At 57.3% G+C, this 26,583-nt stretch carries 24 protein-coding genes and 1 tRNA gene; 15 read left to right on the forward strand and 10 right to left on the reverse strand.

All coding sequences use genetic code 11. From position 1 onward, the window contains the following. Positions 1-15: 15 nt before the first annotated feature. Positions 16-1,014, forward strand: coding sequence for a type 1 fimbria D-mannose specific adhesin FimH (gene fimH / locus AB8804_RS06890; RefSeq protein WP_371184627.1), 999 nt, complete (start codon positions 16-18; stop codon positions 1,012-1,014). A 9-nt stretch (positions 1,015-1,023) separates the two neighbouring features. Then, complete coding sequence (gene sfmF, locus AB8804_RS06895) at positions 1,024-1,545, forward strand: fimbria assembly protein (protein WP_371184510.1); 522 nt, start codon at positions 1,024-1,026, stop codon at positions 1,543-1,545. A 51-nt stretch (positions 1,546-1,596) separates the two neighbouring features. Here sfmF and fimZ read toward each other — a convergent pair whose 3' ends face one another. The 3 genes from fimZ to AB8804_RS06910 all read right to left on the reverse strand — a co-directional run bounded on the left by fimZ (position 1,597) and on the right by AB8804_RS06910 (position 4,479). Continuing rightward, on the reverse strand, positions 1,597-2,229 hold the full coding sequence (gene fimZ / locus AB8804_RS06900) for a fimbria biosynthesis transcriptional regulator FimZ (protein ID WP_371184512.1): 633 nt from the start codon (positions 2,227-2,229) through the stop codon (positions 1,597-1,599). Between the two features lie 810 nt (positions 2,230-3,039). Then, positions 3,040-3,756 carry a helix-turn-helix transcriptional regulator gene (locus tag AB8804_RS06905; RefSeq protein WP_371184514.1) on the reverse strand — a complete coding sequence of 239 codons (717 nt, stop codon included), beginning with the start codon at positions 3,754-3,756 and terminating at the stop codon, positions 3,040-3,042. A 24-nt stretch (positions 3,757-3,780) separates the two neighbouring features. Continuing rightward, positions 3,781-4,479: an EAL domain-containing protein gene (locus AB8804_RS06910; protein ID WP_371184516.1), complete on the reverse strand. Its 699-nt coding sequence runs from the start codon at positions 4,477-4,479 to the stop codon at positions 3,781-3,783. A gap of 267 nt (positions 4,480-4,746) precedes the next feature. Between AB8804_RS06910 and AB8804_RS06915 the strand changes: the two genes are divergently transcribed. Beyond that, positions 4,747-4,823 (forward strand) — tRNA-Arg (locus tag AB8804_RS06915). A gap of 48 nt (positions 4,824-4,871) precedes the next feature. Here AB8804_RS06915 and iraM read toward each other — a convergent pair. Beyond that, positions 4,872-5,243, reverse strand: coding sequence for an anti-adapter protein IraM (iraM, locus tag AB8804_RS06920; protein ID WP_371184518.1), 372 nt, complete (start codon positions 5,241-5,243; stop codon positions 4,872-4,874). Between the two features lie 822 nt (positions 5,244-6,065). Here iraM and AB8804_RS06925 point away from each other — a divergent pair. The 7 genes from AB8804_RS06925 (at position 6,066) to AB8804_RS06955 (ending at position 15,141) form a co-directional block, all read left to right on the forward strand. Beyond that, positions 6,066-8,240, forward strand: coding sequence for a TonB-dependent receptor (locus AB8804_RS06925; RefSeq protein WP_371184520.1), 2,175 nt, complete (start codon positions 6,066-6,068; stop codon positions 8,238-8,240). Positions 8,241-8,341: 101 nt separating this feature from the next. Next, entirely contained in the window at positions 8,342-9,730 is a 1,389-nt protein-coding gene (gene pheP, locus AB8804_RS06930) for a phenylalanine transporter (RefSeq protein ID WP_371184522.1), read from the forward strand. Positions 9,731-9,850: 120 nt separating this feature from the next. Further along, positions 9,851-10,495 (forward strand): hypothetical protein, encoded by a 645-nt coding sequence (locus AB8804_RS06935; protein WP_371184524.1) that lies wholly within the window; start codon positions 9,851-9,853, stop codon positions 10,493-10,495. A 184-nt stretch (positions 10,496-10,679) separates the two neighbouring features. Continuing rightward, positions 10,680-11,918 (forward strand): MFS transporter, encoded by a 1,239-nt coding sequence (locus tag AB8804_RS06940; RefSeq protein ID WP_371184526.1) that lies wholly within the window; start codon positions 10,680-10,682, stop codon positions 11,916-11,918. 15 nt (positions 11,919-11,933) lie between these two features. Next, positions 11,934-12,959 carry a sugar phosphate isomerase/epimerase family protein gene (locus tag AB8804_RS06945; protein ID WP_371184528.1) on the forward strand — a complete coding sequence of 342 codons (1,026 nt, stop codon included), beginning with the start codon at positions 11,934-11,936 and terminating at the stop codon, positions 12,957-12,959. Next, positions 12,952-14,094: a Gfo/Idh/MocA family protein gene (locus AB8804_RS06950; protein ID WP_371184530.1), complete on the forward strand. Its 1,143-nt coding sequence runs from the start codon at positions 12,952-12,954 to the stop codon at positions 14,092-14,094. The genes AB8804_RS06945 and AB8804_RS06950 overlap by 8 nt, the downstream gene beginning before the upstream one ends. Positions 14,095-14,169: 75 nt before the next feature. After that, entirely contained in the window at positions 14,170-15,141 is a 972-nt protein-coding gene (locus tag AB8804_RS06955) for a LacI family DNA-binding transcriptional regulator (RefSeq protein ID WP_371184532.1), read from the forward strand. On the opposite strand, the gene AB8804_RS06960 is transcribed toward AB8804_RS06955, so the two are convergent. Both AB8804_RS06960 and AB8804_RS06965 read right to left on the reverse strand, forming a co-directional pair. Further along, complete coding sequence (locus tag AB8804_RS06960; protein WP_371184534.1) at positions 15,142-16,386, reverse strand: mechanosensitive ion channel family protein; 1,245 nt, start codon at positions 16,384-16,386, stop codon at positions 15,142-15,144. A 66-nt stretch (positions 16,387-16,452) separates the two neighbouring features. Further along, a complete protein-coding gene (locus tag AB8804_RS06965) occupies positions 16,453-17,889 on the reverse strand; it encodes an MFS transporter (RefSeq protein ID WP_371184536.1) in 1,437 nt (478 codons plus the stop codon). A gap of 107 nt (positions 17,890-17,996) precedes the next feature. Here AB8804_RS06965 and AB8804_RS06970 point away from each other — a divergent pair, with 107 nt between their 5' ends. Continuing rightward, positions 17,997-18,866 (forward strand): helix-turn-helix transcriptional regulator, encoded by an 870-nt coding sequence (locus tag AB8804_RS06970; RefSeq protein WP_371184579.1) that lies wholly within the window; start codon positions 17,997-17,999, stop codon positions 18,864-18,866. A gap of 152 nt (positions 18,867-19,018) precedes the next feature. Beyond that, the gene (locus AB8804_RS06975; RefSeq protein WP_371184581.1) at positions 19,019-19,621 is read left to right on the forward strand and encodes a hypothetical protein; all 603 of its coding nucleotides are present in this window, start codon (positions 19,019-19,021) and stop codon (positions 19,619-19,621) included. 27 nt (positions 19,622-19,648) lie between these two features. Here the strand turns inward: AB8804_RS06975 and nfsB are convergent, their stop codons facing one another. The 3 genes from nfsB to AB8804_RS06990 form a co-directional block, all read right to left on the reverse strand. Next, entirely contained in the window at positions 19,649-20,302 is a 654-nt protein-coding gene (gene nfsB / locus AB8804_RS06980) for an oxygen-insensitive NAD(P)H nitroreductase (RefSeq protein WP_371184583.1), read from the reverse strand. 120 nt (positions 20,303-20,422) lie between these two features. Further along, positions 20,423-20,791, reverse strand: a complete 369-nt coding sequence (locus AB8804_RS06985; protein WP_371184585.1) for an MmcQ/YjbR family DNA-binding protein — start codon at positions 20,789-20,791, stop codon at positions 20,423-20,425. Next, positions 20,781-21,371, reverse strand: coding sequence for a TetR/AcrR family transcriptional regulator (locus AB8804_RS06990; RefSeq protein ID WP_371184587.1), 591 nt, complete (start codon positions 21,369-21,371; stop codon positions 20,781-20,783). The genes AB8804_RS06985 and AB8804_RS06990 overlap by 11 nt, the downstream gene beginning before the upstream one ends. Before the next feature lie 190 nt (positions 21,372-21,561). Between AB8804_RS06990 and AB8804_RS06995 the strand changes: the two genes are divergently transcribed. Continuing rightward, positions 21,562-22,668, forward strand: coding sequence for an MBL fold metallo-hydrolase (locus AB8804_RS06995; RefSeq protein WP_371184589.1), 1,107 nt, complete (start codon positions 21,562-21,564; stop codon positions 22,666-22,668). Positions 22,669-22,697: 29 nt separating this feature from the next. Next, on the forward strand, positions 22,698-23,039 hold the full coding sequence (locus AB8804_RS07000; protein ID WP_371184629.1) for a RamA family antibiotic efflux transcriptional regulator: 342 nt from the start codon (positions 22,698-22,700) through the stop codon (positions 23,037-23,039). Between the two features lie 56 nt (positions 23,040-23,095). On the opposite strand, the gene AB8804_RS07005 is transcribed toward AB8804_RS07000, so the two are convergent. Next, a complete protein-coding gene (locus AB8804_RS07005) occupies positions 23,096-23,344 on the reverse strand; it encodes a DUF1158 domain-containing protein (RefSeq protein WP_371184591.1) in 249 nt (82 codons plus the stop codon). Positions 23,345-23,832: 488 nt separating this feature from the next. On the opposite strand from AB8804_RS07005, the gene AB8804_RS07010 reads away from it, so the two are divergent. Continuing rightward, positions 23,833-26,541 carry a cation-transporting P-type ATPase gene (locus AB8804_RS07010; RefSeq protein WP_371184630.1) on the forward strand — a complete coding sequence of 903 codons (2,709 nt, stop codon included), beginning with the start codon at positions 23,833-23,835 and terminating at the stop codon, positions 26,539-26,541. Positions 26,542-26,583: the final 42 nt, after the last annotated feature.

Genomic DNA, 26,583 nt, shown 5'->3' on the forward strand with positions numbered 1-26,583 from the left:
AATACGCGCCGGGCGCTGCTGGCGCTGGCGCTGGTGAGCCTCCCGGTGACGCACGCCCTGGCTACCGTCTGCGTGAATGAGAACGGCGTGGCCACCGATATTTTCTACGACCTGACCGATAAATTTAACAGCTCCAACAACCAGGTCGGGCAGATTGTCACCCTCAGCGAGAAATCGCAGTGGGTAGGGGTCAACGCCGTCTGCCCGAAGGGCACGTCGGGCACCACGACCAAGCGTAGCTACGTGACGAACTTTCCGGTGACGTCGACGATCGATGGCTATAAGTACCTCAAGCTGAATGATTACCTCGACGGCGCGATGAAGATCACGGACAGCTATGCCGGCGTTTTTTATCCCCCGCAGAATTTCATTCAGATGGGCAGCCACCCGAACGTCGCAAAGAATCAGCCGTTTCCGGTTAAGGACTCCAACCTGGTGTTTCGGCTCAAGGTGACGCGCCGGTTTATCAACATGGTGGAGATCCCGCGCGAGACGATGTTCCGCGTGTATGTCACCACCTCGTCGTCGGATCCCATCAACGGCACGCCGGTCTATACCATCAGCTACAGCGGCAGGGTTCAGGTGCCGCAGAGCTGTGCCATCAACGCCGGGCAAATCGTCGAGTTTGACTTCGGCGACATTGGCGCATCGCTGTTCAGCCAGGCGGGGGCGGGCAATCGGCCGCAAAAGGTGTCGCCGCAAAGTAAAACCATCGCCATCAAATGCACCAACGTTGAGGCAAACGCCTACCTGACGATGCGCATTGAGGCGGACAGCGGCAGCGTGAACGGCAACATGCTGGTGTCGGACAACAAGGACGTGGGGTTTATCGTGGCTAACAGCAGCGGTACGCCGTTAACGCCAAACAGCCTGAGCAGCAAAATTCCGTTCCGCCTGGACGACAGCGCGCAGGCGCAGGTCGGCATCCGCGCCTGGCCGGTGAGCGTGACGGGTAACAAGCCGGCGGAAGGCCGCTTCACCTCGCGCGGCTACCTGCGCGTGGATTACGATTAAGGAGGCGCGATGCGGAAACTAACCCGATATGCGGCAGCAGCGCTGCTGATGCTTCACGCCAGCGCCGAGGCGAACGACGCGCTGGGCGAAATTAACATCCAGCTTTACGGCAACATCGTCGATTTCACCTGCGTGGCGGAAGGAAGCGATAGCGACAAGACGGTGCAGCTGGGCACCTGGCCGACGAAGCAAATCAGAACCGCAGGCAGCCGCACCCAGGCGGTGCCGTTTACGCTGAAGCTGACCGGCTGTCCGCCGGGGTCCGCATCGATCACCTTTTCGGGAAAACCGGCAGGCAGCGATAACAGCCTGCTGGCGCTTAACGACGCCAGCGCGGCCAGCAACGTGGCGGTGGAGATTCGCGATCGCGATAAAACGCGGCTGGCGCTGCAGCAGGCGAGCCAGGAGGTGGCGGTGGATGCGCTGGGGAATGCGGAACTGTCGTTTTACGCTAACTATATTGCCACTGCGGATAATCCCCAGCCGGGGCGGGCGGATGCCGATGCAACCTTTATGATTAATTATAATTAGCCCTAACCGCACTCCCTGCAACTCACGCAAGTTGCAGGGAGTGATTTCAGGTTATAGCAGCTCGTGCGCCTTCGCGTAATCAATTAATTCCACGATGCTTTGCACGCCGAGTTTTGAATAGATATTTGATTTGTGCGCGCTAATCGTTTTATTGCTTAATAAAAGTTGTTCAGCAATCTCCTTATTCGATAATCCATTTGCCAGATAGCGCAGAACCGTCACTTCCCGATTTGACAGCGGCATATCCACGGCGGCCCCCGTACGTGACCCGAGGTGGTTTATAAAGCTCAGCGTCTCGGATGGGAAGAATGAATAGCCGGTTAATATCATCTCGACCGCATTGTAGATCTCACCTAAATCTTTACGCTTGCTGACAAAGCCGTTTGCCCCGGCGCGGATAGCGCGTCCGGCGTAAAACGCTTCCGATTTTGATGAAAGAAACAGAACCTTAATGTCTTTGTTTAAGTTCCTGATTCTTTTGAGTAAAGCAAACCCGTCGGTTCCTGCCAGTTCAATGTCGAGGATCACCAAATCAATGGCGTGATTGCGTATGCAGTCGAGCACTTCGTGACTGTCGCCAGACTTCAGTTTGACGATGATGTTTTTATTTTTCTGTAGCAGGACTTCTATCGACATTCTGACGATAGGGTGTTCGTCCATAATGATAACGGATGCCGGTTTCATTTTTTATGCCTCAGATTGTTAAAAGCGTTATGTTGAGTTTTGTAAAACTCTCGAAAAGCCGGAAGGATAATTGTGCAGATCCTTATACGGTAGTATTTCCCTGGAAAGAGCGTGAGCATCCTTGTTTACGTAGTGATGAAGTCAATGCCTTAGCGCGGTTATATCATTTGGCTATTAACGGCAAAAGGTTTTTTCTTATTAATGTTTGAAACACGTCTTATTATACCGTTTAAGCTTTCTCCGAAAAGACTGTAAATTAATTTCGATTCCTTGTTGTATATTATGTTCTGGATATTATGATCTAAGTTTTTAAATTTAGCGGAATTATCCTGGTATTCCAATTACCGCAATTTTTCATCTTTATGTAATAACAAAAAATAAAACATATCTCTATATGTTGATCATTTGTTAATGAAATGGAGGCGCATTTTCCTGTTCCTCTTTCCTCCTGAGGGCGGAAGTTTTCCTTCCTCACGCGTCTCGCCTTCAGTTGAAAGCCGCAATGCTCCCCCGTCAACGCCCCTCAGACCAACAGAAGGATATGCTGGGCGAACGGGCTCACCCGCGCCGGTCAATCCGTCAAAATGTCTGTTTTAAAAGAAAATATATCCTGACGAGGCTAGTTTGTTTTGCATCAAAAATGAAATAAAGCCCTGGCGTTATGGCATTTTTCAGCATTAATAAGGGTTGGGCGGAGGAAATTAGGAATAGTTTTAATTTTTAATAAAATGTTAAAATTAAACAGAAATAAAACATTGTTGATAAGTAATTTCTTAAAGGTCTTTAGGAATGAAGGGGTTAGTGCGTGAGTTAAAGTGTGAAGTCTGAGAGGTTATTGAGAAGATGCAGTAGCTCCTGCCGATGGTTCAGCCCAAGCTTCGTCAGAATACAGCTAAGACGATAAATAATGCGGTTATAGGGGCGGTTGTGCAGAAGCGCAATTTGACGCAGCGAGCGGCCGCGGGCCAGCTCCTGTACGATGGGCCACTCCTTTCGCGAAAACCACTCCTTTTGATTACGCTGAACCGGCTGGGCTTCCAGCAGCGCCTGCTGCAGGGTTTGCGCCGTGAGCTGGCGCTCCAGCACGTTAAACGGGCCCGCGGCCTTGCAAAAAAGCCGGGCATCATAGTCATCGGCGCGAATTAACAGATTGGGCATGATAAACGGCGGGTACAGGCTGTGGCGCCTGAGCCTGTCCAGAAGCTCAATCATCGGGCTGGCGCGGCCGTCAATGTCTACGACAAGCCGGGCTGAAGGCCAGTGGTTAAGGGCGAGCAGCGCCGCGTCCAGCGTGGTGTAATCGCAGCAGTTGCTTAAGGGAGATTGCCCCTGTAAAAGCCCGGCGCGAAGGAAGTTATCCTGCGTGACCAGGATGATAAAAGGCGAATCGGTTTTGCGAGTCTGGTTGATAGACTGGCTCAAAAATTCAAGGCGATCGAAAAAAGGAGGAGCAAAAGGCGAATGTGTAAATCCCAGTGAATCACTTCCCGTTCGACGCCGCCTGTAACGGCGTACTGTCATTCGCATGGCTTCCCTCTCGGCGATGACCGCTTATTCCTCCGGCCATGTCCAGGATGGCCAGTAAAATCCCTGACCGAGTCCCGCGCCAGCCTGCCGCGCGCAGGCATAATCTTCGTCTGTCTCAATACCTTCAATAAGGACGTGCCGGGCAATCTGTGAACAGAGCGTAACCAGCTTCGCCAGCGCAGGCGTGCCGCGCAGCCGCCAGAATGCCAGCTTATCGATCTTGATCCCGCTTAACGGTAGCTGACGGGATAAAAACGGTAGCGCCATGACTTCGTCAACGTCGTCGAGCCAAATCTGATGTCCCCGTCGGTGCAGCCACCTTAAACGCCGGATGACGTCACGCTGGCGCGGGGCAGGGAGAGCAAAAAAGGCCTGCGGATCGACAATCTCAACGTTCAGCGGAGGCGCGTTGAGCGCAAGCAGCCGCTGAAAATTTTCGCGCCCGCTAAAAACCGTTATCGGCAAATTGACGAAAAGGCTGTAACGGGCAAGCGCGCTTTGCAGCACGGCAAGCTGGGCCTCAAGCAGCATAAGCGACTGTTCGGCCGATCGATCGCGAAAAAAACGTTCACTTTGCCGGTGTGGAGATAGCACGCTCAGCACCTCCACCCCCACGCGTCGCGATGAGGCGAGGGCGACGATGGGTTCAAGCTTGATTCCGGTAATATCGTGAGAGATGTGCTGCAAGCGGGAAGAGGTTGATGCCAGATTTAACGCAGTCACTCCGTTGTCCTGTTGTCTGCCGTTCAAGATGCCTTAGCAGAGTGTGACGGGGTGATTTGAAAGAGAGTAGCGGGCGTTACTTAAATGTGACCAGGCTTTTTCGCAGCGGGCGTGCGGGTGCTGAAAAGAGAGGGAAATGTTGAAAAAACAGCCGAATTTACAACCAGCTAGCCCTTCACGGCGCAGAAGATGGAAAAGGCATTGACTCACCTGTCATTGACCGTATAATTCCACGCGTTTCATGCCGCGAAGTTCACTCTTCTCCGTGCGCCCTTAGCTCAGTTGGATAGAGCAACGGCCTTCTAAGCCGTAGGTCGTAGGTTCGAATCCTACAGGGCGTACCATTCAATCGTACATCACGTTGCTTTAGTTCAGCCCTGTTTACCACATCCTTAATGCTTTACGTCCCTGATATTCAGCGCCAGCGGGTTCGTCATGAAACCGTGAGGGCATTTCTTCGCCCGACAGTGCAGGGAATAGGTGCAGACGGTATTTTCCACTTGCTTATTAAACGGGCAGGTCATTTTGTCTTCGATCTCTTTCCACAGCGTTGCGTTAAACGGTGAAACATTATAGACGATCAGAGATTGATGAACGCCGTTGATTATCATCCCGTTTTTAGATGGCTTGATGATGTCTCCGGCCCGCAGGAAAACATTGCTTTCATACCAGATGATCATTTTGAGAAATTTCAGACCAACAATGGCGGTATAAACAATCCCTGTGTTTGGGCAAATTACCGAGCTCATCACTTTCCAGGCCATAGGAGTACCTTATATGCAGCGTGATAGACGAAATAACGGAGTGTAAAAATCACTGAGCTTAATTTTTAACATGAGTGTGGATTACAGGCAAACATGTAACTGATTGATATAGATCATATTTTTATTGTTCTTAAGTGAAATTACTTTTATTTCATGGAGATAAGTAAATTCTTTCTTGTGTAAATTTTTATGGCATTTACAAATCGTTTACCTTTTTCTGTTCGATTTTTGATCACCGCGAAAATCTTATAAAGAATATATTCTTTACATGATGGCGCTTTCTTATCTCGTGCCTGAGGTCACATTTTTCGGGGCATCTCGTCCGGCAGGTAATGTTTCAGTGAAAATGCACCTTATATAGACTGTGCCTCTCTTTAATTTTATAAGAATATAATGATTCCTGTTTTCTCGTCTACCAAATAAGCTTATTCCCTGTAATCCTTAAAATATATTTTAATATCCTCGCACCTTTTTTAAATTGAACGCGAGAATTAGCTGCAATGTTGTTTTCTTTTTACGCGTTAGCCGGACGCGCCGGTTTCTCATCCAGCAGCCCTCTGCGGAATGGGCATGTAGTGCGCGTGGCCCCAAAGAGTGCGAAGAGGATTTACGCTTGATCATAGAAAGATAATGAGTATAGTTCTCATTCTCTTTAGTGGTTGCGGGCTTTGACGGACATTTCCCGCCTTTTCAGTGAGCAGATCTCACACGGACACTGAGTATACGGTGGATCCTGCTCGGGCCCTGCGGCCTGCCAACACAACTCAAACAGCAGCCCGATCCTCCCCTCTGATTTTCTTTGAATGGTAAAGGAAGTTCCTGATGACCAAAACACTGTCCGTGCTCGCGCTTGCGATCGGCGCGGCTACGCACTCCGCCTCTGCGACGGACGCCCCAAAAGAGGACACCCTTGTTGTCCAGTCAGCTCCGGCTAAAGATTTCAAACCCGGCGGTGACCAGCTGGTTCCGGCCTTCCTTGACGGACAGGTCGCCAACGGTGGACGCATGGGCATGCTTGGCCAGCAGAACGCCATGGACGTGCCGTTCAACGTCATCAGCTACACCTCGAAGCTGGTAGAAGACCAGCAGGCTAAAACGATTGCTGACGTTGTCGCAAACGACGCGGGCGTGCAGTACGTGCAGGGCTATGGCAACAGCGCGGAAAGCTTCCGCATTCGCGGCCTGAAGTTCGACGGCGATGACATGACCTTCGGCGGCCTCTCCGGCGTGCTGCCGCGCCAGGTGGTGGATGCGCAGATGGTGGACCGCATTGAGATTTTCAAAGGCGCGAACTCGCTGATGAACGGCGCGGCAAGCTCCGGCGTAGGCGGCATGATCAACCTCGAGCCAAAGCACGCGGGCGAAACGCCGCAGGCCAAAGTCGGCGTGGATTACACCTCTGATTCACAGTTTGGCACCACCCTGGACGCGGGGCGCCGCTTCGGCGACAGCGACCAGTTCGGCGCGCGCGTTAACCTGGTCCACCGCGAAGGGGAGACGCCAATCGCCAACGATCGCCGCCGCACCACGCTGCTCTCGACCGGCCTCGACTACAGGGGCGACAGCTTCCGCACCTCGCTGGACGTGGGCTATCAGAAGAAAACCTTCCACGGCAGCCCGACCAGCGTCAATATTTCGGCCGTGGATTTCATTCCGACGCCGCCGAAAAACGACCGCAACTTCTCGCAAAAGTGGGCCTATAGCGACATCGAAAACGAATTTGGCATGTGGCGCAGCGAGTACGACATCACCGATAGCTGGACCGCCTACATGGGCCTTGGCGCGCAGCACGCGCACGAAGAGGGACTCTACAGCGCGCCGAAGCTGCTCAGTGCGGACGGTACGGCCCAGGCCAGCCGCCTGGACACTAACCGCATCAGCGATTCCGTCAGCGGCATGGCGGGTATTCGCGGAAACTTCGATACCGGCTTCGTCTCGCATAAGGTCAACGTGGGCTACTCGGCGATGACCAAAAACGAAAAAATCGCGTGGAAGATGTCGGCGACGGCGGATAACCCGTATACCAACATCTATCACAATACCGGCGTGAATCCGCCGGACAGCACCAACTTCAACGGCTCGGGCGGCAACTACAGCGATCCGCTGACCAGCGGGCGCACCCGCACGCAGGGCTGGCTGCTGAGCGATACGCTTGGCGTGCTGGACGACACCCTGCTGTTCACCGTCGGCGCGCGTCATCAGAAGGTTGTTATCCGCGGCTATAACAAAGCGACCGGCGCGGAAAACGAGGCGGACGGCTTCGACGGCAGCCGTTGGATGCCTACCTACGGCGTCGTCTACAAGCCGTGGAGCGAAATTTCGCTTTACGCCAACCATACCGAAGCGCTCCAGCCGGGTAAAACCGCGCCCAACACCGCCACCAACTACGGCCAGAGCACCGGTATTGTGCACTCTAAGCAAAACGAAGTGGGCGTGAAGGCGGACTTTGGCCGCATGGGCGGCTCGCTGGCGCTGTTTGAGATCAAAATGCCGTCGGCGATCCTCGACGGCAATAACCACTACGGGCTGGACGCCGAGCAGCGCAACCGCGGCGTGGAGCTGAACGTGTTTGGCGAGCCGATGCTGGGCATGCGCCTGAACGCCAGCGCCACCTGGCTGCAGGCGGAGCTGACCAAAACCAAAAACGGCGTGAACCAGGGCAACGATGCCATCGGCATTCCGAACTTCTACGCCGTGCTGGGCGCGGAGTATGACATCAAGCCGATTGACGGCCTGACCGCCACCGCGCGCGTTAACCACTCGGGCTCTCAGTATGCGAACCTGGCGAACACCAAAAAGCTGGATAGTTACACCACGCTGGATCTGGGCGTGCGCTATCGCTTCGCGGTTAACCACAACGAAAATCAGATGACCGTTAGGGCGGGCATCGACAACGTGACCGACAAAAACTACTGGGCCGCCGTCGACGACTCCGGTACCTACATCACCCAGGGTGAGCCGCGAACCTTTAAGGTCTCGGTCGGTTACGAGTTCTGAGTTCCACCTCGTTATCCGGGGCAGGGATGCCCCAATCCCTTGCTACCTCCAGCATGAAGTGTTAAAACGTGCCCCTTCTAAAAAAGAGACAGGGGTAAGACGTGAAAGACGCGTCATCCGCTTCAGGCAACGGCAGCGCTGAAGCCACGTCGGAACAGAATCCGACGCTGCAACGTGGTTTGCAAAATCGACATATTCAGTTAATCGCCCTCGGCGGCGCAATTGGCACCGGGCTTTTCCTGGGCATCGGACCCGCCATTCAAATGGCCGGTCCCGCGGTCATTCTGGGCTACGGCATCGCCGGCATCATCGCCTTCCTGATCATGCGCCAGCTCGGCGAAATGGTGGTAGAAGAGCCGGTGTCCGGCTCGTTCGCCCACTTCGCGTACAAATACTGGGGCCCGTTTGCCGGCTTCCTTTCCGGCTGGAACTACTGGGTGATGTTCGTCCTCGTGGGCATGGCCGAGCTGACCGCCGCGGGCATCTACATGCAGTACTGGCTGCCGGACGTCCCGACGTGGATCTGGGCGGCAGGCTTCTTCATTATCATCAACGCCATTAACCTCGTGAACGTGCGCCTTTACGGTGAAACGGAGTTCTGGTTCGCGCTGATCAAAGTGCTGGCGATTATCGGCATGATCGGCTTCGGCCTGTGGCTGCTGTTCTCCGGCCACGGCGGCGAGCGGGCGACACTCGATAACCTGTGGCAGCACGGCGGCTTTCTGGCCACCGGCTGGAAAGGGCTGATCCTTTCTCTGGCGGTGATTATGTTCTCCTTCGGCGGGCTGGAGCTAATTGGCATTACCGCGGCTGAAGCGCGCGATCCGCATAAAAGCATCCCGAAAGCGGTTAACCAGGTGGTGTACCGCATCCTGCTGTTCTACATCGGTTCGCTGGTGGTCCTGCTGGCGCTTTATCCGTGGGGTGAAGTGAAGTCCGACAGCAGCCCGTTCGTGATGATTTTCCACGATCTGAACAGCAACGTGGTCGCATCGGCGCTGAACTTCGTCATTCTGGTGGCGTCGCTGTCGGTGTATAACAGCGGCGTTTACTCCAACAGCCGCATGCTGTTTGGCCTCTCCGTGCAGGGCAACGCGCCGAAGTTCCTGACCCGCGTCAGCCGTCGCGGCGTGCCGGTAAACTCCCTGATCCTCTCCGGCGCGATCACCTCGCTGGTGGTGCTGATCAACTACCTGCTGCCGAAAGAGGCCTTTGGCCTGCTGATGGCGCTGGTTGTCGCCACGCTGCTGCTGAACTGGGTCATGATCTGCCTGGCGCACCTGCGTTTTCGCGCGGCAATGCGCCGCAAGGGGCGCGATACCCAGTTCAAGGCGCTGCTTTACCCGGCGGGGAACTATATCTGCATCGCCTTCCTGGCGATGATCCTCGTACTGATGTGCACCATCGACGATATGCGCCTGTCGGCGATGCTGCTGCCGGTATGGGTGGTCTTCCTGTTTGTGGCGTTTAAGCTCTCGCGTAAAAAGTGACACATAATAGCCCCCTCCGGGGGGCCATTTTGAAAATAACGCCTGCTCAGAAAGCACATTCAGTTGAAAGGGGTTTGTTATACTGCTGCGCATTAACCAGCTGATTCAAGGATGAGTAAAATGAAAATTATCAAGTATTTATGGGTGTTAGCGATCTTGTTCTCAAATGTTAGCAGTGGTGCTAACGTCCGATGGAAACATCCCACCCCGTCCAGCACGCTCGTCAACGCCGCGTTAAAAGAAGCGCAAGTGATACGCAGCGCAAAGGGAAAAGAGATCAATCTTGAGAACGTCTCAAGCCTGACGGCACTGGCAGCTGACGATCAACAAGATGATTTTTTTCTGACAACAGTCGACCCTGACTTAACCCTTTATACGAAGGGCTTTTCCCGTAATCCGGGGCTGATTGGCTTAATATTTGAGGAAAGCTTTCAGCGGGCGGGTATACCAGACAAACCCGTGAAGGGATTTGTATATCATTACAAAGGTAAAATCATTGGCGCAACGTTCTCCTTGCCGCACATGACCCATTCAGAAAATGAGCGCAGTTCAATGATTCTGCATACTCAGCCTCTTTCGCCGTTCACTATCACTGTATTGTATCAGGATGGCACAACGGCGAGCTATGACGTGAAGTCTGTAGAAACGACAGCGCGTTTTGGCGGTGGTTTTAAGAGCAGGCAGCTGGACTCTTTTGATGGCAAGCTGTGGCTCGACTTTGATGAGAAATATCACTATTTCGTTGGTATGCCGTACAACCGGTAGTCAACGCAGGGGAGCGTCAGCAAGTGCGACGATCTGTTTCTGAATGCTCCCCGTCTTCCCCTTTAAACGATATCGTGACCCCTCTCTCAATTCTGTTTCGATCCGCAGGATCTTTGATTTGTAATCGATTACTTTTTACCTGAACCGTTTTGTAATCGATTACTTTTTCTGGGTGAGGCTCGTTATGGTGTCAACAACTGAAAGTAGTGGAAAGGCGATAGCGCAGCATCGGCTGCTGGTCCCGCGGCTGTCGCTCATGATGTTCCTGCAGTTTTTTATCTGGGGAAGCTGGTCGGTTACCCTCGGCCTGGTGATGACCCAGCACAACATGTCTTTGCTGATAGGCGACGCGTTCTCCGCGGGGCCGATCGCGTCCATCCTCTCGCCGTTTGTGCTCGGCATGCTGGTGGACCGCTTTTTTGCCTCGCAGAAGGTGATGGCGGTGATGCACCTGGCGGGCGCCGCAATTCTGTGGTTTGTGCCGGGCGCGCTGATTGCTGAAAACGGCGCGCTGCTGATCGGCCTGCTGTTTGGCTACACGCTCTGCTATATGCCGACGCTGGCGCTAACCAACAACATCGCGTTTCACAGCCTGACGAACGTCGATAAAACCTTCCCGGTGGTGCGCGTGTTCGGCACCATCGGCTGGATTGTGGCGGGGATCTTTATCGGCGTTACCGGCGTGGCCGCAAGCGTCACCATCTTCCAGGTGGCGGCGGCCAGCTCCGTTCTGCTGGCGCTCTACAGCCTGACGCTGCCGCACACGCCGGCCCCGGCGAAAGGGCTGCCGGTGAAAGCGCGCGACCTGTTCTGCGCGGACGCTTTCGCGCTGCTGAAAACGCGCCACTTTTTCGTCTTCTCCGTCTGCGCAATGCTGATCTCCGTCCCGCTCGGCACCTACTACGCTTACACCGCCTCGTATCTGGCGGATGCGGGCATCGCCGACGTCAGCACCGCCATGTCCTTCGGGCAGATGTCGGAAATTTTCTTCATGCTGGTGATCCCGCTGCTGTTCCGGCGCCTGGGCGTGAAATATATGCTGCTGATCGGCATGCTGGCGTGGTTCGTGCGTTACGCCATGTTCGCGATGGGCGTGAGCGAAGAGGGGCGTTTCCTGCTGTACCTTGGCATTCTGCTGCACGGCGTGTGCTATGACTTCTTCTTCGTGGTGGGCTTTATCTATACCGACCGCGTGGCGGGCGAAAAGGTCAAAGGCCAGGCGCAGAGCATGATCGTGATGTTCACCTACGGCATCGGTATGCTGCTCGGCTCGCAGATTTCCGGCGCGCTCTATAACCGGCTGGTGGCAGGGCAAACCGTGCCGCAGGCGTGGGTGACATTCTGGTGGATCCCGGCGGTGGCCGCGGCGGCGATCGCGCTGATTTTCCTGCTCACGTTCAGGTATGACGATGACAGGGCGTAACGTTCAGGAGGCGGTATGAGAACGATGAAGGGACCGGGTATTTTTTTGTCGCAGTTCATTGGCGGGCAGGCGCCGTTCAACTCCCTTGAGGGGCTGGCGGGCTGGGCGGCAGGCAAAGGGTATAAGGCGCTGCAAATCCCCTGCAACCATCCGCACATTTTCGACGTGGAAAAAGCCGCGGAGAGCCAGACCTACTGCGACGATATCGCGGGCAGGCTTGCCGCGCGCGGGCTGGTCATCAGCGAGCTGTCCACCCATCTTGAAGGACAGCTCATGGCGGTCAATCCTGCCTACGGCGACGCGTTTGACCACTTCGCGCCCGCGTCAGTGCGTGGTAACGATGCGGCCCGTCGGGCGTGGGCGGCGGAGAAACTGAAGCAGGCTGCAAAAGCCTCTGCCCGGCTAGGCTTAACCGCGCACGCCACCTTCTCCGGCTCGCTGGCGTGGCCGTTTTTCTACCCGTGGCCGCCGCACAGCGAGCCGCGCTTTCAGGACGCGTTTCAGGAGCTGGCAAACCGCTGGCGGCCCGTTCTGGACGCCTTCGACGAGCAGGGCGTTAACGTCTGCTTTGAGCTGCATCCGGGGGAGGACCTTCACGACGGCGTGACCTTTGAGCGTTTTCTGGCGCTGGTGGATAACCATCCGCGCTGCAACATTCTCTACGACCCGAGCCATATGCTGCTCCAGCAGATGGACTATCTGGCCTTTATCGACATCTACCACGCCCGGATCAAGGCGTTTCACGTCAAGGATGCCGAGTTCCGGCGCAACGGGCGCAGCGGCGTATACGGCGGTTACCAGCCATGGCTTAACCGCGCCGGGCGCTTCCGCTCGCTGGGAGACGGCCAGATCGATTTTAAAGGCATCTTCAGCAGGCTTGCCGAATACGACTACGACGGCTGGGCGGTGCTGGAGTGGGAGTGCTGCCTGAAGGACGGCGAAACCGGCGCGCGCGAGGGCAGCGCGTTTATCCAGCGCCACATCATCCCGGTGTCGGATCGCGCGTTTGATGATTTTGCCGCAGGAGGCAGCGATGATTAAGGTTGGGATCGCCGGCAGCGGGTTCATCGGCCCCGCGCACATTGAGGCGCTGCGCCGCCTCGGCTTCGTGGAGGTGGTTGCGCTGTGCGACGGCTCGCTCGCGCAGGCGCAGGAAAAGGCGCGCGCGCTTAACGTCCCGCACGCCTACGGCAGCGTGGAGGAGTTGCTCGCGCACCCGGATCTGCACGCGGTGCACAACTGCACGCCAAACCATCTGCACGCCGCGATTAACCGCCAGATTGTGCAGGCGGGTAAACACGTGTTTTCCGAAAAGCCGCTGTGCATGACCCCGGACGAGGCGCGCGAGCTGGTCGCGCTGGCGGAAAAGGCGGGGGTGGTGCACGGCGTGAGCTTTGTCTACCGCCAGTTTGCAATGGTGCGCCAGGCGGCGAGCATGATGCAGGCGGGAACCCTCGGGCGGCTGTTTGCCGCTCACGGCAGCTACCTGCAGGACTGGATGCTGCTGGAAACCGACTACAACTGGCGCGTGGATGCCGCGCTCGGCGGCGTGTCGCGCGCGGTGGCGGATATCGGCTCCCACTGGTGCGACACGGTGCAGTTCGTTACCGGCCGACGGATCGTTGAGGTGATGGCCGATCTCGCTATCGTCTGGCCGACGCGCAGGGCTAACGTCGCGGGGAATCACACATTCTCCCAGGACGCATGCGCGAGGTACGAGGAGAAGCCGGTCACCACCGAGGATTTCGGCTCGGTGCTGTTCCGCTTCGACGACGGCAGCAAGGGCAGCTTTAGCGTCTCGCAGGTGAGCGCCGGGCGTAAAAACCGCCTGACGTTTGAGATCAACGGCAGCGAGCGGTCGGTAGCCTGGGATCAGGAAATCCCCCAGCGGCTGTGGATCGGCCATCGCGGCCAGGCGAACCAGACGCTCACCGACGATCCGGGCCTGCTGAACCGTGACGTGGCGGACAGCGCCCACTTTCCCGGCGGGCATATTGAGGGCTGGCCCGACGCGTTTAAAAATATGATGGCGCAGTTCTACCGCGCCGTGCAGGTGGGCAGGATGCCGGACGCGCCGCCGTTCGCTACCTTTCACGACGGCGCAAGCGTCATGTATATCGTTGATGCCATTGTGAAAAGCCATCGGCAGCAGCGCTGGGTGAGGGTGGAACGCTGACGAGCAGCCCGGTTCGCCGGGCCGCGAATTTATGGTAGCCTGCACAAAACGCTAACCGCAGGATGTGTCGTCGCTATGTCAATTCAGAAAATCGCAAAGCTTGCCGGGGTGTCCGTGGCAACGGTCTCCCGCGTGCTGAATAACAGCGATACCGTAAAGGAAAAAAACCGCGAGCGCGTTCTGCAGGCCATTAAAGAGAGCAACTACCAGCCTAACCTGCTGGCGCGCCAGCTGCGAACCGCCCGCAGCCACATGATTCTGGTGATGGTCTCAAACATCGCCAACCCGTTCTGCGCCGAAGTGGTAAAGGGAATCGAAGAAGAGGCCGAGAAGAACGGCTATCGCATCCTGCTGTGCAACTCCGGCTCGGACATCGCGCGCTCCCGCTCGGGCCTGAGCCTGCTGTCGGGAAAAATCGTCGACGGCATTATCACCATGGACGCCTTCTCGAAGCTGCCTGAACTTTCCGCCCTGATTGGCGCCGCGCCGTGGGTGCAGTGCGCCGAATACGCCGATGCCGGAACCGTGTCCTGCGTCGGGATCAACGACGTCGACGCCTCGCAGCACGTGGTCAGCCAGCTCGCGGACGGCGGCCGCAAACGTATCGCGCTGATTAATCACGACCTGAGCTACAAATATGCCCGCCTGCGCGAGCGCGGCTATAAAAGCGTTATCCACCTTCGCGACCTGGACTATCAGGCCGTGGAATACGCCAGCGATCTCAGCGCCCGCGCCGGCACGGCGGCAATGCAAAAGCTGCTGAAGGACAACCCGCCGGACGCGGTGTTCGCCGTCTCCGATACGCTGGCCGCAGGCGCCCTGCGCGCCATTCAGCAGGCAGGGCTGCGGGTGCCGCAGGATATCGCGGTCGCGGGTTTTGACGGAACAGAGCTGGCGGAGATGATTTCGCTGAGCACCATCGAGCAGCCGTCGCGCGAAATCGGGCGCAGGGCGGTCGAATTACTGCTGAATAAAATCGACGTCCCGGACGCGCCCGCGGAGAGGGTCATGATGGACTGGCGCTATATTTCCCGCGCCAGCACCTGATTAACTGGCGTTGACGCCGGCGAGCGAGCGAATATCATTCCCGGTCGGCGACTGGTGAATACGCAGCCCGAACTCGTCCACCACGGCAAATATATGGTCGAAAATATCGGCCTGAATTTCCTCATATTCCGCCCAGACAACCGTGTTGGTAAAGGCGTATATTTCAATCGGCAGGCCGTTGGCGTCCGGCGCAAGCTGGCGCACCATCAGCGTCATATCCTTGCGAATGCGCGGGTGGTTGCGCAAATATTCACTCAGGTAGGCGCGGAAGGTGCCAATATTGGTCATCTTGCGCAGGTTTAATACCGATTCCCCTTCGCCGTTCTGCTGATTCCACAGGTTAATTTCCTCATGGCGCGCGGCCAGATAGGGCTTCAGCAGCTTCGCCTGAATCAGCTTTTGCTGCTCCTGCTCGTCGAGAAAATGGATGCTGGTGGTATCAATATTCAGGCTGCGCTTGATGCGACGCCCGCCGGAGGCAGACATCCCGCTCCAGTTGATAAACGCGTCGGAGACCAGCGCCCACGTCGGAATGGTGGTGATGGTATTGTCGAAGTTGCGCACCTTAACGGTGGTCAGGCCGATATCCGTCACCGTGCCGTTAGCGCCGTATTTCGGCATCTCCAGCCAGTCGCCAAGCTTGAGCATGTCGTTGGCGGAAAGCTGGATCCCCGCCACAAGCCCTAGTATCGGGTCCTTAAACACCAGCATTAAGACCGCCGCCATGGCGCCCAGGCCGCTGATCAGAATCGCGGGGGACTGGCCTATCAGCAGGGAGATAATCAAAATCCCGACCAGAATGGCGCTCACGAGCTTAACGCCCTGGAAAATGCCCTTCAGCGGCAGCTGCGAGGCGGTCGCCATTTTCTGCGACAGGTTGAAAATCACGTCCAGCAGCGAGAAGAAGGAGAGCAGGGCGTAGACCATCACCCACAGCTTCGCGCAGGTGGTGAGTATTTCCGCCGCTTCGCTCCCTTTTTGCAGCCACAGCACGGCCTGAACGTTAACGATTATCCCTTGTAGGGTAAACGCCAGGCGGTGAAATAATTTATTTTGCGTAATGATCTGTAGCCACAAATGGCTGCTGGCCTGCGCGCGTTTTTCAAACGCCCTAAGAACCAGCTTGTGCAGTATAAAATGAATAATGATGGCGGTAAGAAAAATAATACCAAAGATAATCACTAGCGAGGTGGTGTGATTAATTTCAATGCCTAACTCTTCAACCTGAGCAATTAATTCCTGCATAACGTCTCCTGTATTGATGCAGCCCCATAATGGCGGCTGCGGATCTATTATGCAAATTCATTGGGGTTATTTTGCCACGGTGCAGGCTCTGGCCGCCGGCAGGCACAGATGACGGCGCATGCGCAGGGTTACCAGCGCCAGCACGATCATCATGCCGGTTTCGACGCTTAAGAAGACGTTAATCGCCGGAACGTAATCGCCGCGATGGTCGTGCAGCGCGTGCAGCAAAATCGCCCCGAAGATCGCCGGGCCAAGCCCCAGCGCGGCCTGCTGGAGGGTGCTTAAAATCGCGCTCGCGGCGCCTGCGTCATCAGGCTGAATATCGCGCATGCCGATGCGATAGAAGCTGTTGACGATCAGCGCCTGCCCGTAGCCGACCAGCCCGGTGGCCGGGGCCAGCGTCAGCGCGGTGTTGCTCATGCCCCACGTCCGGAAGGTGGCGACCAGCGCCAGCAGGCCGACAATCTGGATCGCAAGGCCGGTCAGCAGGATCGTGCTGGTGCTGTAGCGGGCGATCAGGCGCGGGGCGAACCATGCGGAAACAAAATAGGTCACGCCGAGCGCGATAAAGCTGTTCCCGGACTGCCACGGCGCCATCCCAAGCCCGGTCTGCATCGTGAGCGCCATGCAGAACATAAACCCGGACCAGGCGCTAAAGAAAAGCATCGCAATCAGCACGCCGAAGCGAATGCTGCGAAGCGCAAGAAGGCGCGGCGGGATCAGCGGGTGCGCCTCCTCGCGCTCTTTCTTACGCGCGCTGAGCGCCATCAGCCAGGCCAGCGGAATAATGGCAACCAGCGCCGCCTTCAGCGGCCAGGACCAGTGCCACTGCGGGCCGAGCGCCATCGGGAACAGCAGGCAGCAGAGGATGATGGCCAGCAGCGCGGTGCCCTGCCAGTCAATGCGCGACGGCGCGTCGCGCCGCGTTTCCGGCACGTAGCGGCGGCTCAGGGCCAGCACGATCAGGCAAATCGGCACGTTGATAAAGAACGCGTTGCGCCAGCCCAGCCCGGCGATATCCGCCGACACCAGCCAGCCGCCGCCCATCTGCCCAACGATAAACGCAATCCCGCCGATGCCGCCAAACAGGCTAATCGCCTTCGCGTGCGCGGTGCCTTTCAGCGTCACGTGCAGCGTGGCGAGGATCTGCGGCATGATGAGCGCTGCGCCCGCGCCCTGAACGACGCGCGCGGCAAGCAGCTGCTCGATGTTGCCCGCCATGCCGCACAGCAGCGAGGCCAGGCCGAAGCTCGCCACGCCCCACATGAACAGACGGCGGCGGCCAAGGTTATCTCCGAGCCTGCTGCCGAGCGCCAGGCAGACGGCAAACGCTACGCCATACAGCGCCACGATCAGCTCCAGCTCGGTGGCCGTGGCGTGCAGCGAGCGGGTAATGGAATCCAGCGCCACGTTGGTGATCGACGTATCGATCAGCGGCAGCATCTGGCCGGTTAAGAGCAATACCAGGCCTGCGCGACCCGGTGAAATAGCTGACGTATTCATGGTAACTCCATTGCGTCAAACGGCTGAGGGACGTAGCATCGTCTATCTGATAAACGGGTACCAGTTCTTGCTTATACTGGTACTGGCACTACCACGCAGGAGGATTTATGGCGCTGATGTCTGAACCCGTTACCTCGCTTCAGGATGACACCCGCAAGCAGCTCGGGGCGTTTTTACGCGCGCGCCGTGAAAGCCTCGATCCGCAGCGCCTCGGCCTGCCGCGCAGCGGCCGTCGCCGCACGCCGGGCCTGCGCCGCGAGGAGGTGGCGATGCTCGCCGACGTGGGGGTGACCTGGTACACCTGGCTGGAGCAGGGCAGGGACGTGAATCCGTCGAGCGCGGTGATGGCGGCGGTGGCGAAAGCGCTCCAGTGCACGCCAACCGAGGCCCGGCACCTCTTCGTGCTGGCCGGGTTGCCGCCGGGCGAAGCGCCGCAGGCGGTCTGCTGTGAAGGGATCAGCGAAGGCACGCGCCGCCTGCTCGATACGCTAATGCCGAAGCCCGCCAGCATTCAAAAGCCGAACTTCGACATCGTGGCGTGGAACGACAGCTTCGGCCATCTGATGGGCGTCGACTTTAACGCCATCCCGCTGGAAGATCGCAACTGCATCTACCTGTTCCTCACCCATCCGGCGTGGCGCGCGCGGCTCGGCAAGCGCGACGACGTGCTGCCTATTTTCGTCTCCTACTTCCGCGCGGCGATGGCCGAGCACCGGGGCGATCCGCAGTGGGAGGCCAAGCTGGCGCGCTTCTTTGCGGTATCCGAGGAGTTTAAAACCCTGTGGCACCAGCGCAACGACGTGCGCGGCGTGGAAAATCAGCTCAAGCTGTTTACCCACCCCGAGCTGGGGGATTTTCACCTGCAGCAGATGTACTGGTACTCCGCACCGCGCAACGGCTCGCGCCTGCTGGTCTATCTGCCGGTGGACGAGGCGGGGGAAAGGGCAATGGACTGGCTTGCCGAGCAGGGGAAATAAGATTTTTGCGAGGGGCTTTCAGGGAATCATCACGGTTTCGGCTTGAGCGCGTTAAAGCGTGTAGGTTGACGTCTTAATGAAAACAACCCGCTGAATTTACGTCATTTCGGCGGGATGTTAAGTCGTCTATACTTGCGTGATGAGAAACCACCGTGCCGCCGCTAATGATTGATTCTGCAGATTTCAGCCAAAAACTGGGGCTTATCTCCCGTAACGTTGAGCATACCGACGCTTTCCTTGCGCGCGGAACGGCAGATTTTCATCTGCCCGGCTTTGTGCTGCCGGTAGGCTATCGTTTGTTAAAATCCCTCTACGGTAACGAATACAGGCTGGTCACCACTGAGGACGGTAAGCCCTACACGGCCTATGCCGTGAAGCTGGCGTTTCATAAGGAAATCACATTTCCTCACGGCGCGGCGACGCAGGTTATGGTCTGGCGCACGCCGCGCGTCGTGCATCAGCGCGTCATTAGCGGATTCCCGCAGCTGTTTTTTCAGTGGGTGCTAAACGAATATGACATCGTCGTTTCTGACAGCGAGCAAACCGGAGACGGGCAAAGGTTTTGGCTGAGAATGATCGACTGGGCGTTTACGATGGATTATCGGATAAGCGTTGCGGACGGTACGGTCGGTGAAGAGTGGGCCCTGACGCCCGTGCATACCTACGCCGAGCTGGAAGAACGCTGGATTGCCTTTGCCTGGGGGCACGATCGCGATGTACATCCGCACCGCAGGCTGGTTATCAGCAGAACGTAACGGGCCGCAGTCCGCGGCCCGTCAGTCTTAGCACTCGGTCACAATGGTGCTCAGCGGCAGGCGAGACTTCGGCAGCGTGGCGTTGAAATCTTCCACGCTGTGATGGCCAACCGGCACCACCACCAGGCTGGTAAAGCCTTTCTCTTTCAGGCCAAACTCTTCGTCGAGGATAGCCGCGTCAAAGCCCTCAATCGGTACCGCGTCGAGGCCCATCGCGCCTACGCCCAGCAGGAAGTTACCCACGTTCAGGTATACCTGTTTTGCCATCCACTGGTCGTCATCTTTCAGATCCACGCGGTGCATGTCGGCGAAAAAGGTGCGGCCCTTATGGTTGGCGGCTTTGGCTTCCGGCGTGTTGAAGCGGCCGTCGGCCTCTTCCTGATCCACCACGCGGTTCAGCCACGCGTCGTCCATTGCGGTTTTCGCGCAGAACACCACCACGTGAGAGGCATCCAGCATTTTGCGCTCGTTGAACACGTAGGTGCCCGCCGCGGATTTCGCCACGCGCGCTTTACCTTCGTCCGTGCTGGCAACGATGAAGTGCCACGGCTGGGAGTTGGTGCTGGACGGGCTGTACTGCAGCAGCGTTTTGATTTTTTCCGCTTCTTCCGCGGTCAGTTTTTTGCTTGCGTCGAACGCCTTGGCAGAGTGGCGTTTCAGCGCGACAGAAATGATATCCATAACAACTCCTGGTCAGTAAATTCGCCCGCTTGCGGGCGCGAAAGGAAAGCAGATTACAAGGGAAAATGACAAAAGATAAGTGCATTTCGAGCGCTTAAACTGTTCGTCTGAGGTGAACAATCACGCCGGGCGTATCCACTTCTGGGTTGTTTTAGGCAGCTTATCCACCACCAGATTCCACGAGTCGTTGACCAGATCGGCCACCAGTTCCGGGGTGATATCGTCCGTGCCGTAGAGCGAAATCCAGTGCTTTTTATTCAGATGGTAACCCGGCTCAACGCCGCGATAAATGTGCTGATTAAGCAGTGATTTTTCCGGATCGGATTTGAGGCTAACGTGCAGACGGCCGTGAGCCTCTGCGGCGATCATAAAAATCTTTCCGCCTACCTTAAACACGTCAAACTCCGGGCCGAAGGGCCAGCAGCGCTCCGTGAAGGGGAGGTCCAGCGCCACGCCTATGGCGTGTTCCTGCAGTGATTTACTGTCCATCGGCATTCTCTATGGCAAGGCCGCGCCACATCACTTCAAAGCCCAGCGCCTTAAAATCGACCGCGCGCGACGGATCGCGGGTGGCAAATTCCATGGTGGTTTCGGCCAGCGACAGGAAAATCGCATCGCCGAAGGTTTTAAACTCGTCGGACATAAATACCGGGCGCACCGAGCGGCGGCAAAGCTCGTTTAGCTCCGGGAACATATCGTGAACGGCCTGTTCGGTCTCGGCGCTGAGCTTCTCGCTGACGCCAATCTGGCGAATGGCGGCGTGGGCGACGGGGTTGCGAATGCCCCAGTCGACGTAGCTGTTCCAGATATTGCGGGTATGATCTTTGGGAAGCGTGATGGTGCGGTCCAGGTTGGCCAGCATGGTCTGGCACAGATCCTGCTTCAGGTGCAGGTAGAGGGCGTTAAGCAGATCGTCTTTGGTAGCAAAGTAGCGAAACAGAGTGCCTTCGGCAACCCCCGCGCGTCGGGCGATGGTGGCCGTTGACGCGGCAATCCCCGACTGCGCAAACGCAGCGGTTGCTGCCTCCAGTAACGCCTGTTTTTTATCTTCACTCTTCGGACGTGCCACTAAAAACTCCTCTTTGTCAAATGTAAAAAAACGTATTGAAGCACGCGGGGCATCACCCTGCAACGCGGAATGTCAAAGATCGAAAACGTCTTGACGACTTTCTCGTCCTATCTATAATGAGTGCTTACTCACTCATAATCAAGTTCAGCCCGCGCAAACCATCGGACGGGGCGCGTCAACGGGTCAGGAAATGAAAAAGCCTCTTCTCATCTGCGTGGTGTTTGTCATGTTTATTGCTTCAGCTGCAAGTTTGCCGTTTGTTCTGAATGCCGGATTTGGCCAACCCCCGCAGGGGGAGCAGCTGACGGAAGTGGAGGCCTCGCCACGCTACCGCGACGGGAAGTTTCACAACGCGCTGCCGACCCCGGGCTTCACCGGGCAGCAAAATATGCTGGTGGCGTGGTGGCAGTTTCTGACCCGTAAAACCGAAAACGCGCGTCCCGCACGGCCGTTGCCGCTGGTGAAAACCGATCTCGCGAGCCTGCCGCTGGAGCAGGACACGCTGGTCTGGCTGGGGCACTCGTCCTGGTACATGCAGCTGGCGGGCAAACGTATCCTGATCGACCCGGTTCTCGGCAACTATGCCGCGCCGTTCTCGTTCCTCAACAAGGCGTTCGAGGGGGAATACCCGTGGCGCGCGGAGAGCATGCCGGACATCGACCTGCTGATTATCTCCCACGATCACTATGACCACCTGGATTACGCCACCATCAGGGCGCTGCTGCCGAAGGTGAAGCGCGCGGTGACGCCGCTCGGCGTGGGCTCGCACCTGCGCTACTGGGGCATGAACCCGGAGATTATCGACGAGCGCGACTGGGACCAGCAGGTGCGCATCAGCGACGCGCTCACGGTACACGTGCTGCCCGCGCGCCACTTCTCCGGGCGCGGCATCAAGCGCGACCAAACCCTGTGGGGCAGCTTCATGTTCGTCACGCCGGAGCAGAAGGTGTACTACAGCGGAGACTCCGGCTACGGCCCGCACTTTAAGGCCATCGGCGAGCAGTTTGGCGCGGTGGATTTAGCCATCATGGAGAACGGGCAGTACGATCAGGACTGGAAGTACATTCACATGCTGCCGGAGGAAACCGCGCAGGCTTCGGTAGATCTTAACGCCAGGGCGGTGGTGCCGGGCCACAACGGGCGGTTCGTGCTGGCGAAGCATACCTGGAACGATCCGCTGATCCAGCTGGCCAACGCCAGCAAAGGCAAAAACTATCGGCTGCTGACGCCGGAGCAGGGCGAGCCGGTCCGCGTGGGCGATACCGCGCAGGAATTTCATCAGTGGTGGGAATTATGATCAACCGAGAAGCCGAAGGGGAGAGCAGTATGACCATTTCCGCTCAGGTCATCGATACCATCGTCGAATGGATCGACGACAACTTGCACCAGCCGCTGCGCATTGAAGAGATTGCCCGCCACGCGGGCTACTCGAAGTGGCATTTACAAAGGCTGTTTATGCAGTACAAAGGGGAGAGCCTCGGGCGCTACATTCGCGAGCGCAAGCTGCTGCTGGCGGCGCGCGACCTGCGCGAATCGGACGAGCGGGTGTACGATATTTGCCTGCGCTACGGGTTCGACTCGCAGCAGACCTTTACGCGTATCTTCACCCGCACCTTCCATCAGCCGCCGGGCGCGTACCGCAAGGAAAACCACGGTCGGACGCACTGACATTGAAAAAAGCAGGCCGGGTAAGGCGAAGTCGCCACCCGGCTTTTTTTATGCTCTTAAGACGCCAGCGAAAACCAGCGGCGCCAGACGAAACGCAAAATGAAAAACTCGATGGCGCCCAGGGCCAGAAACCACAGGCAGAACAGAATGGTGTAAAGCTGGTTGAGATCGACCATGTGGAAGGTCGCAACCAGCTTCTGCGCCAGCACCAGGCCCAGCGACGGCGCGGGCAGCAGCAGGCAGGAGAGCAGGGCCAGCAGCAAAATGCCGCCTGCGATGAGCAGCGATTCTAACGGGTGTTTCATCTTAATGTTAATCGTCAGTTAAAAAAGTAATTGTCGGGCATATTGATTCGTAAAGCAATATAAACCCGGCTGCGCTTTTTTGATAAAACGAAGCCTTAATTCTGCGCTGAAAAAACAGAAAAATAAAAATTAACCTGAGACGCTTAAACTATTATTGTGTTGTGTAAATAAATGTCGTCCTCAGGAAAATAATTTTACAAAGGTGTAGGTGCTGTACCCAATTAACGTCGCAATAACAATGGCGGCGAAGATGTATAACGCCAGGCGGCGCCCGCGATAAATACCAAACATGCATCCTCCTCGTTTAGGATTGGTTTAGAAATATTTTGTAAAAATCATCTCATCGAAATAGCGTTAATCAGTTTTGAATAACCCGTCGTTAAATATATTGCGGTAGATCAATTTTAGTCGCAAGTATTAAAGATGAATATATTTAAGCCCGAAAGGAAATCAGGCTTCCGCCCATCGGAAATTAAAGGAACATGATGATGACCAAAAACATTCCATCTCAGAATCGACCACCGTCAGGTGGGCTGCCTTACCAGCAGACCGTAGAGCAAGTGCTTGCTAACAAGCAGAGCCAGGCTAGCGGCCTGGATCGCGAAGAGGCGCAGGCGCGTTTGCAAAAGCATGGCCCAAACGCGCTACCGGAGAAAAAAGGCAAACCGGCCTGGCTGCGTTTTCTTGCCCACTTTAATGACGTCTTAATTTACGTCCTGCTGGCCGCTGCCGTATTAACGGCCGTGATGGGCCACTGGGTCGATACGCTGGTTATTCTGGGCGTGGCGGTTATCAATGCCTTAATCGGCCATATTCAGGAAAGCAACGCGGAAAAATCCCTGCAAAGCATTCGCAATATGCTCTCCAGCGACGCGCGGGTGATTCGTTGCGGCAGCCATGAAACGATTCCCACCACGGAAATCGTGCCGGGCGATATTATTGTTTTACGCGCGGGCGATCGTATTCCGGCGGATATGCGTTTAATTGAGGCGCATAATTTACGCGTGGAAGAGGCGATTTTGACCGGCGAATCCACGGTTGTGGATAAGCATATTAATCCGCTTAGCGGTGAGCTGCCGCTCGGCGATCGCACCAACCTGGTGTTCTCCGGCACGACCGTGAGCGCGGGCGGCGGCGTTGGCGTGGTGATTGCCACCGGCCAGGAGACCGAGCTCGGCCACATCAACCAGATGATGGCGGGCATTGAGAAGCATCGTACCCCGCTGCTGGTGCAGATGGACAAGCTGGGCAAAGCGATTTTCGTCATTATTCTGGTGATGATGGCGGCGCTGTTCCTCTTCAGCCTGGTGTTCCGCGAGATCCCGATGGGCGAGCTGCTGCTTTCCCTCATTAGCCTGGCCGTGGCCTCCGTGCCGGAAGGTCTGCCGGCGATTATCTCCATCATCCTCTCGCTGGGCGTGCAGGCGATGGCGCGCAAGCGTGCGATTATCCGCAAGCTGCCGACGGTTGAAACGCTGGGGGCGATGACGGTGGTCTGCTCGGATAAAACCGGCACCCTGACCATGAACGAAATGACGGTGAAGGCCATTATCACCGCCGACGCCTGCTACCGCGTGGACGGCAACAGCTACGAGCCGACGGGCAGCCTCTACCTGGAAGGCAGCGACGAGCCGGTGCAGATCCAGCCGGGCACCGTGCTGGAGCAGTACCTGCGCACCATCGACCTGTGTAATGACAGCCAGATGATTCAGGACGAGCGCGGCCTGTGGGGCATCACCGGCGGGCCGACCGAGGGCGCGCTGAAGGTGCTGGCGGCAAAATCGAACCTCGCGCCGGTCATGACCACGCTGGTCAGCAAGATCCCGTTCGACTCGCAGTACAAGTACATGAGCACCCACTACCAGATCGGCAGCGAGGAGCAGATCCTGGTCACCGGCGCGCCGGACGTGATTTTCGCCCTGTGCGCACAGCAGCAGACCCGCAACGGCACCGCTGATTTTGACCGCGCGTACTGGGAGGCCGAGATGGAGCGCTATGCGCGCCAGGGGCTGCGCATGGTTGCCGCAGCGTTCAAGCCGGCGAGCGGCGAGCAGGAATTAACCCACGACGACCTGAGCCACGGCCTGATCTTCCTCGGCATCGCCGGGATGATGGATCCGCCGCGCCCGGAAGCGATTGACGCCATTGCGGCCTGCCAGCAGGCGGGGATCCGCGTGAAGATGATCACCGGCGATCACCCGCAGACGGCGATGAGCATCGGCCAGATGCTGGGGATCGCCAACAGCGAGCAGGCGGTGACCGGCTATCAGCTGGAGAAAATGGACGACGCCGAGCTGGCGGACGCGGCGGTGAAATATGACATCTTCGCCCGCACCAGCCCGGAGCATAAGCTGCGCCTGGTGAAAGCGCTGCAGGATAAAGGCGAGATTGTCGGCATGACCGGCGACGGCGTGAACGACGCCCCGGCCCTGCGCCAGGCGGACGTCGGCATCGCGATGGGCATTAAGGGCACGGAAGTGACCAAAGAGGCGGCGGACATGGTCCTGACGGACGATAACTTCGCCACCATCGCCAGCGCGGTGAAGGAGGGGCGTCGCGTCTACGACAACCTGAAGAAGACCATCCTGTTCATCATGCCAACCAACCTGGCGCAGGGCCTGCTGATCGTGATTGCGCTGCTGGCGGGGAACATCATTCCGCTGACGCCGGTGCTGATCCTGTGGATGAACATGGCGACCTCCGCCACGCTCTCCTTCGGCCTGGCCTTTGAAGCCGCCGAGCGCAACATCATGCGCCGTCCGCCGCGCCAGACCGGGCAGCACGTGATGGACGCCTACGCCGTATGGCGCGTGGCCTTCGTCGGCACCCTGATCGCCATCGCCGCCTTTGCGCTGGAAGCCTGGCTCGGCCCGCGCGGCCACAGCGCGGAGTTCATCCGCACCGTGCTGCTGCAGATGCTGGTTACCGCCCAGTGGGTGTACATGATTAACTGCCGCAACACCGAAGGTTTCTCGCTGAACCGCGGCCTGCTGGCGAACAAGGGCATTTGGCTGGTCACCGGCGTGCTGTTCCTGCTGCAGGCGGCGATTATCTACCTGCCGTTTATGCAGATGCTGTTCGGCACCGAAGCCCTGCCGCTGCGCTACTGGTTTGTGACCCTGGCCGTTGCGGGCGCGATGTTCTTTATCGTCGAGATCGAGAAGCGCCTGACCCGCAGGTTCCGTAAGGCTGCGTAACTGAAACCTTAAAACCTTACCCCTCACCCTAACCCTAACCCT

Origin of the sequence: Enterobacter sp. KBR-315C3_2022 (assembly GCF_041399425.1) — a bacterium.
GTDB lineage: Bacteria > Pseudomonadota > Gammaproteobacteria > Enterobacterales > Enterobacteriaceae > Enterobacter.

Coding starts and splice junctions, on each gene's coding strand:
- AB8804_RS06935 (WP_371184524.1), top strand. CDS start 9,851: ATGAAAATTATCAAGTATTTATGGGTGTTAGCGATCTTGTTCTCAAAT.
- AB8804_RS06965 (WP_371184536.1), bottom strand. CDS start 17,889: ATGAATACGTCAGCTATTTCACCGGGTCGCGCAGGCCTGGTATTGCTC.
- AB8804_RS06950 (WP_371184530.1), top strand. CDS start 12,952: ATGATTAAGGTTGGGATCGCCGGCAGCGGGTTCATCGGCCCCGCGCAC.
- nfsB (WP_371184583.1), bottom strand. CDS start 20,302: ATGGATATCATTTCTGTCGCGCTGAAACGCCACTCTGCCAAGGCGTTC.
- AB8804_RS06985 (WP_371184585.1), bottom strand. CDS start 20,791: ATGGACAGTAAATCACTGCAGGAACACGCCATAGGCGTGGCGCTGGAC.
- sfmF (WP_371184510.1), top strand. CDS start 1,024: ATGCGGAAACTAACCCGATATGCGGCAGCAGCGCTGCTGATGCTTCAC.
- AB8804_RS06945 (WP_371184528.1), top strand. CDS start 11,934: ATGAGAACGATGAAGGGACCGGGTATTTTTTTGTCGCAGTTCATTGGC.
- AB8804_RS07010 (WP_371184630.1), top strand. CDS start 23,833: ATGACCAAAAACATTCCATCTCAGAATCGACCACCGTCAGGTGGGCTG.
- AB8804_RS06995 (WP_371184589.1), top strand. CDS start 21,562: ATGAAAAAGCCTCTTCTCATCTGCGTGGTGTTTGTCATGTTTATTGCT.
- AB8804_RS06905 (WP_371184514.1), bottom strand. CDS start 3,756: ATGCGAATGACAGTACGCCGTTACAGGCGGCGTCGAACGGGAAGTGAT.
- AB8804_RS06925 (WP_371184520.1), top strand. CDS start 6,066: ATGACCAAAACACTGTCCGTGCTCGCGCTTGCGATCGGCGCGGCTACG.
- AB8804_RS06955 (WP_371184532.1), top strand. CDS start 14,170: ATGTCAATTCAGAAAATCGCAAAGCTTGCCGGGGTGTCCGTGGCAACG.
- AB8804_RS07000 (WP_371184629.1), top strand. CDS start 22,698: ATGACCATTTCCGCTCAGGTCATCGATACCATCGTCGAATGGATCGAC.
- fimZ (WP_371184512.1), bottom strand. CDS start 2,229: ATGAAACCGGCATCCGTTATCATTATGGACGAACACCCTATCGTCAGA.
- AB8804_RS06970 (WP_371184579.1), top strand. CDS start 17,997: ATGGCGCTGATGTCTGAACCCGTTACCTCGCTTCAGGATGACACCCGC.
- AB8804_RS07005 (WP_371184591.1), bottom strand. CDS start 23,344: ATGAAACACCCGTTAGAATCGCTGCTCATCGCAGGCGGCATTTTGCTG.
- AB8804_RS06960 (WP_371184534.1), bottom strand. CDS start 16,386: ATGCAGGAATTAATTGCTCAGGTTGAAGAGTTAGGCATTGAAATTAAT.
- iraM (WP_371184518.1), bottom strand. CDS start 5,243: ATGGCCTGGAAAGTGATGAGCTCGGTAATTTGCCCAAACACAGGGATT.
- AB8804_RS06940 (WP_371184526.1), top strand. CDS start 10,680: ATGGTGTCAACAACTGAAAGTAGTGGAAAGGCGATAGCGCAGCATCGG.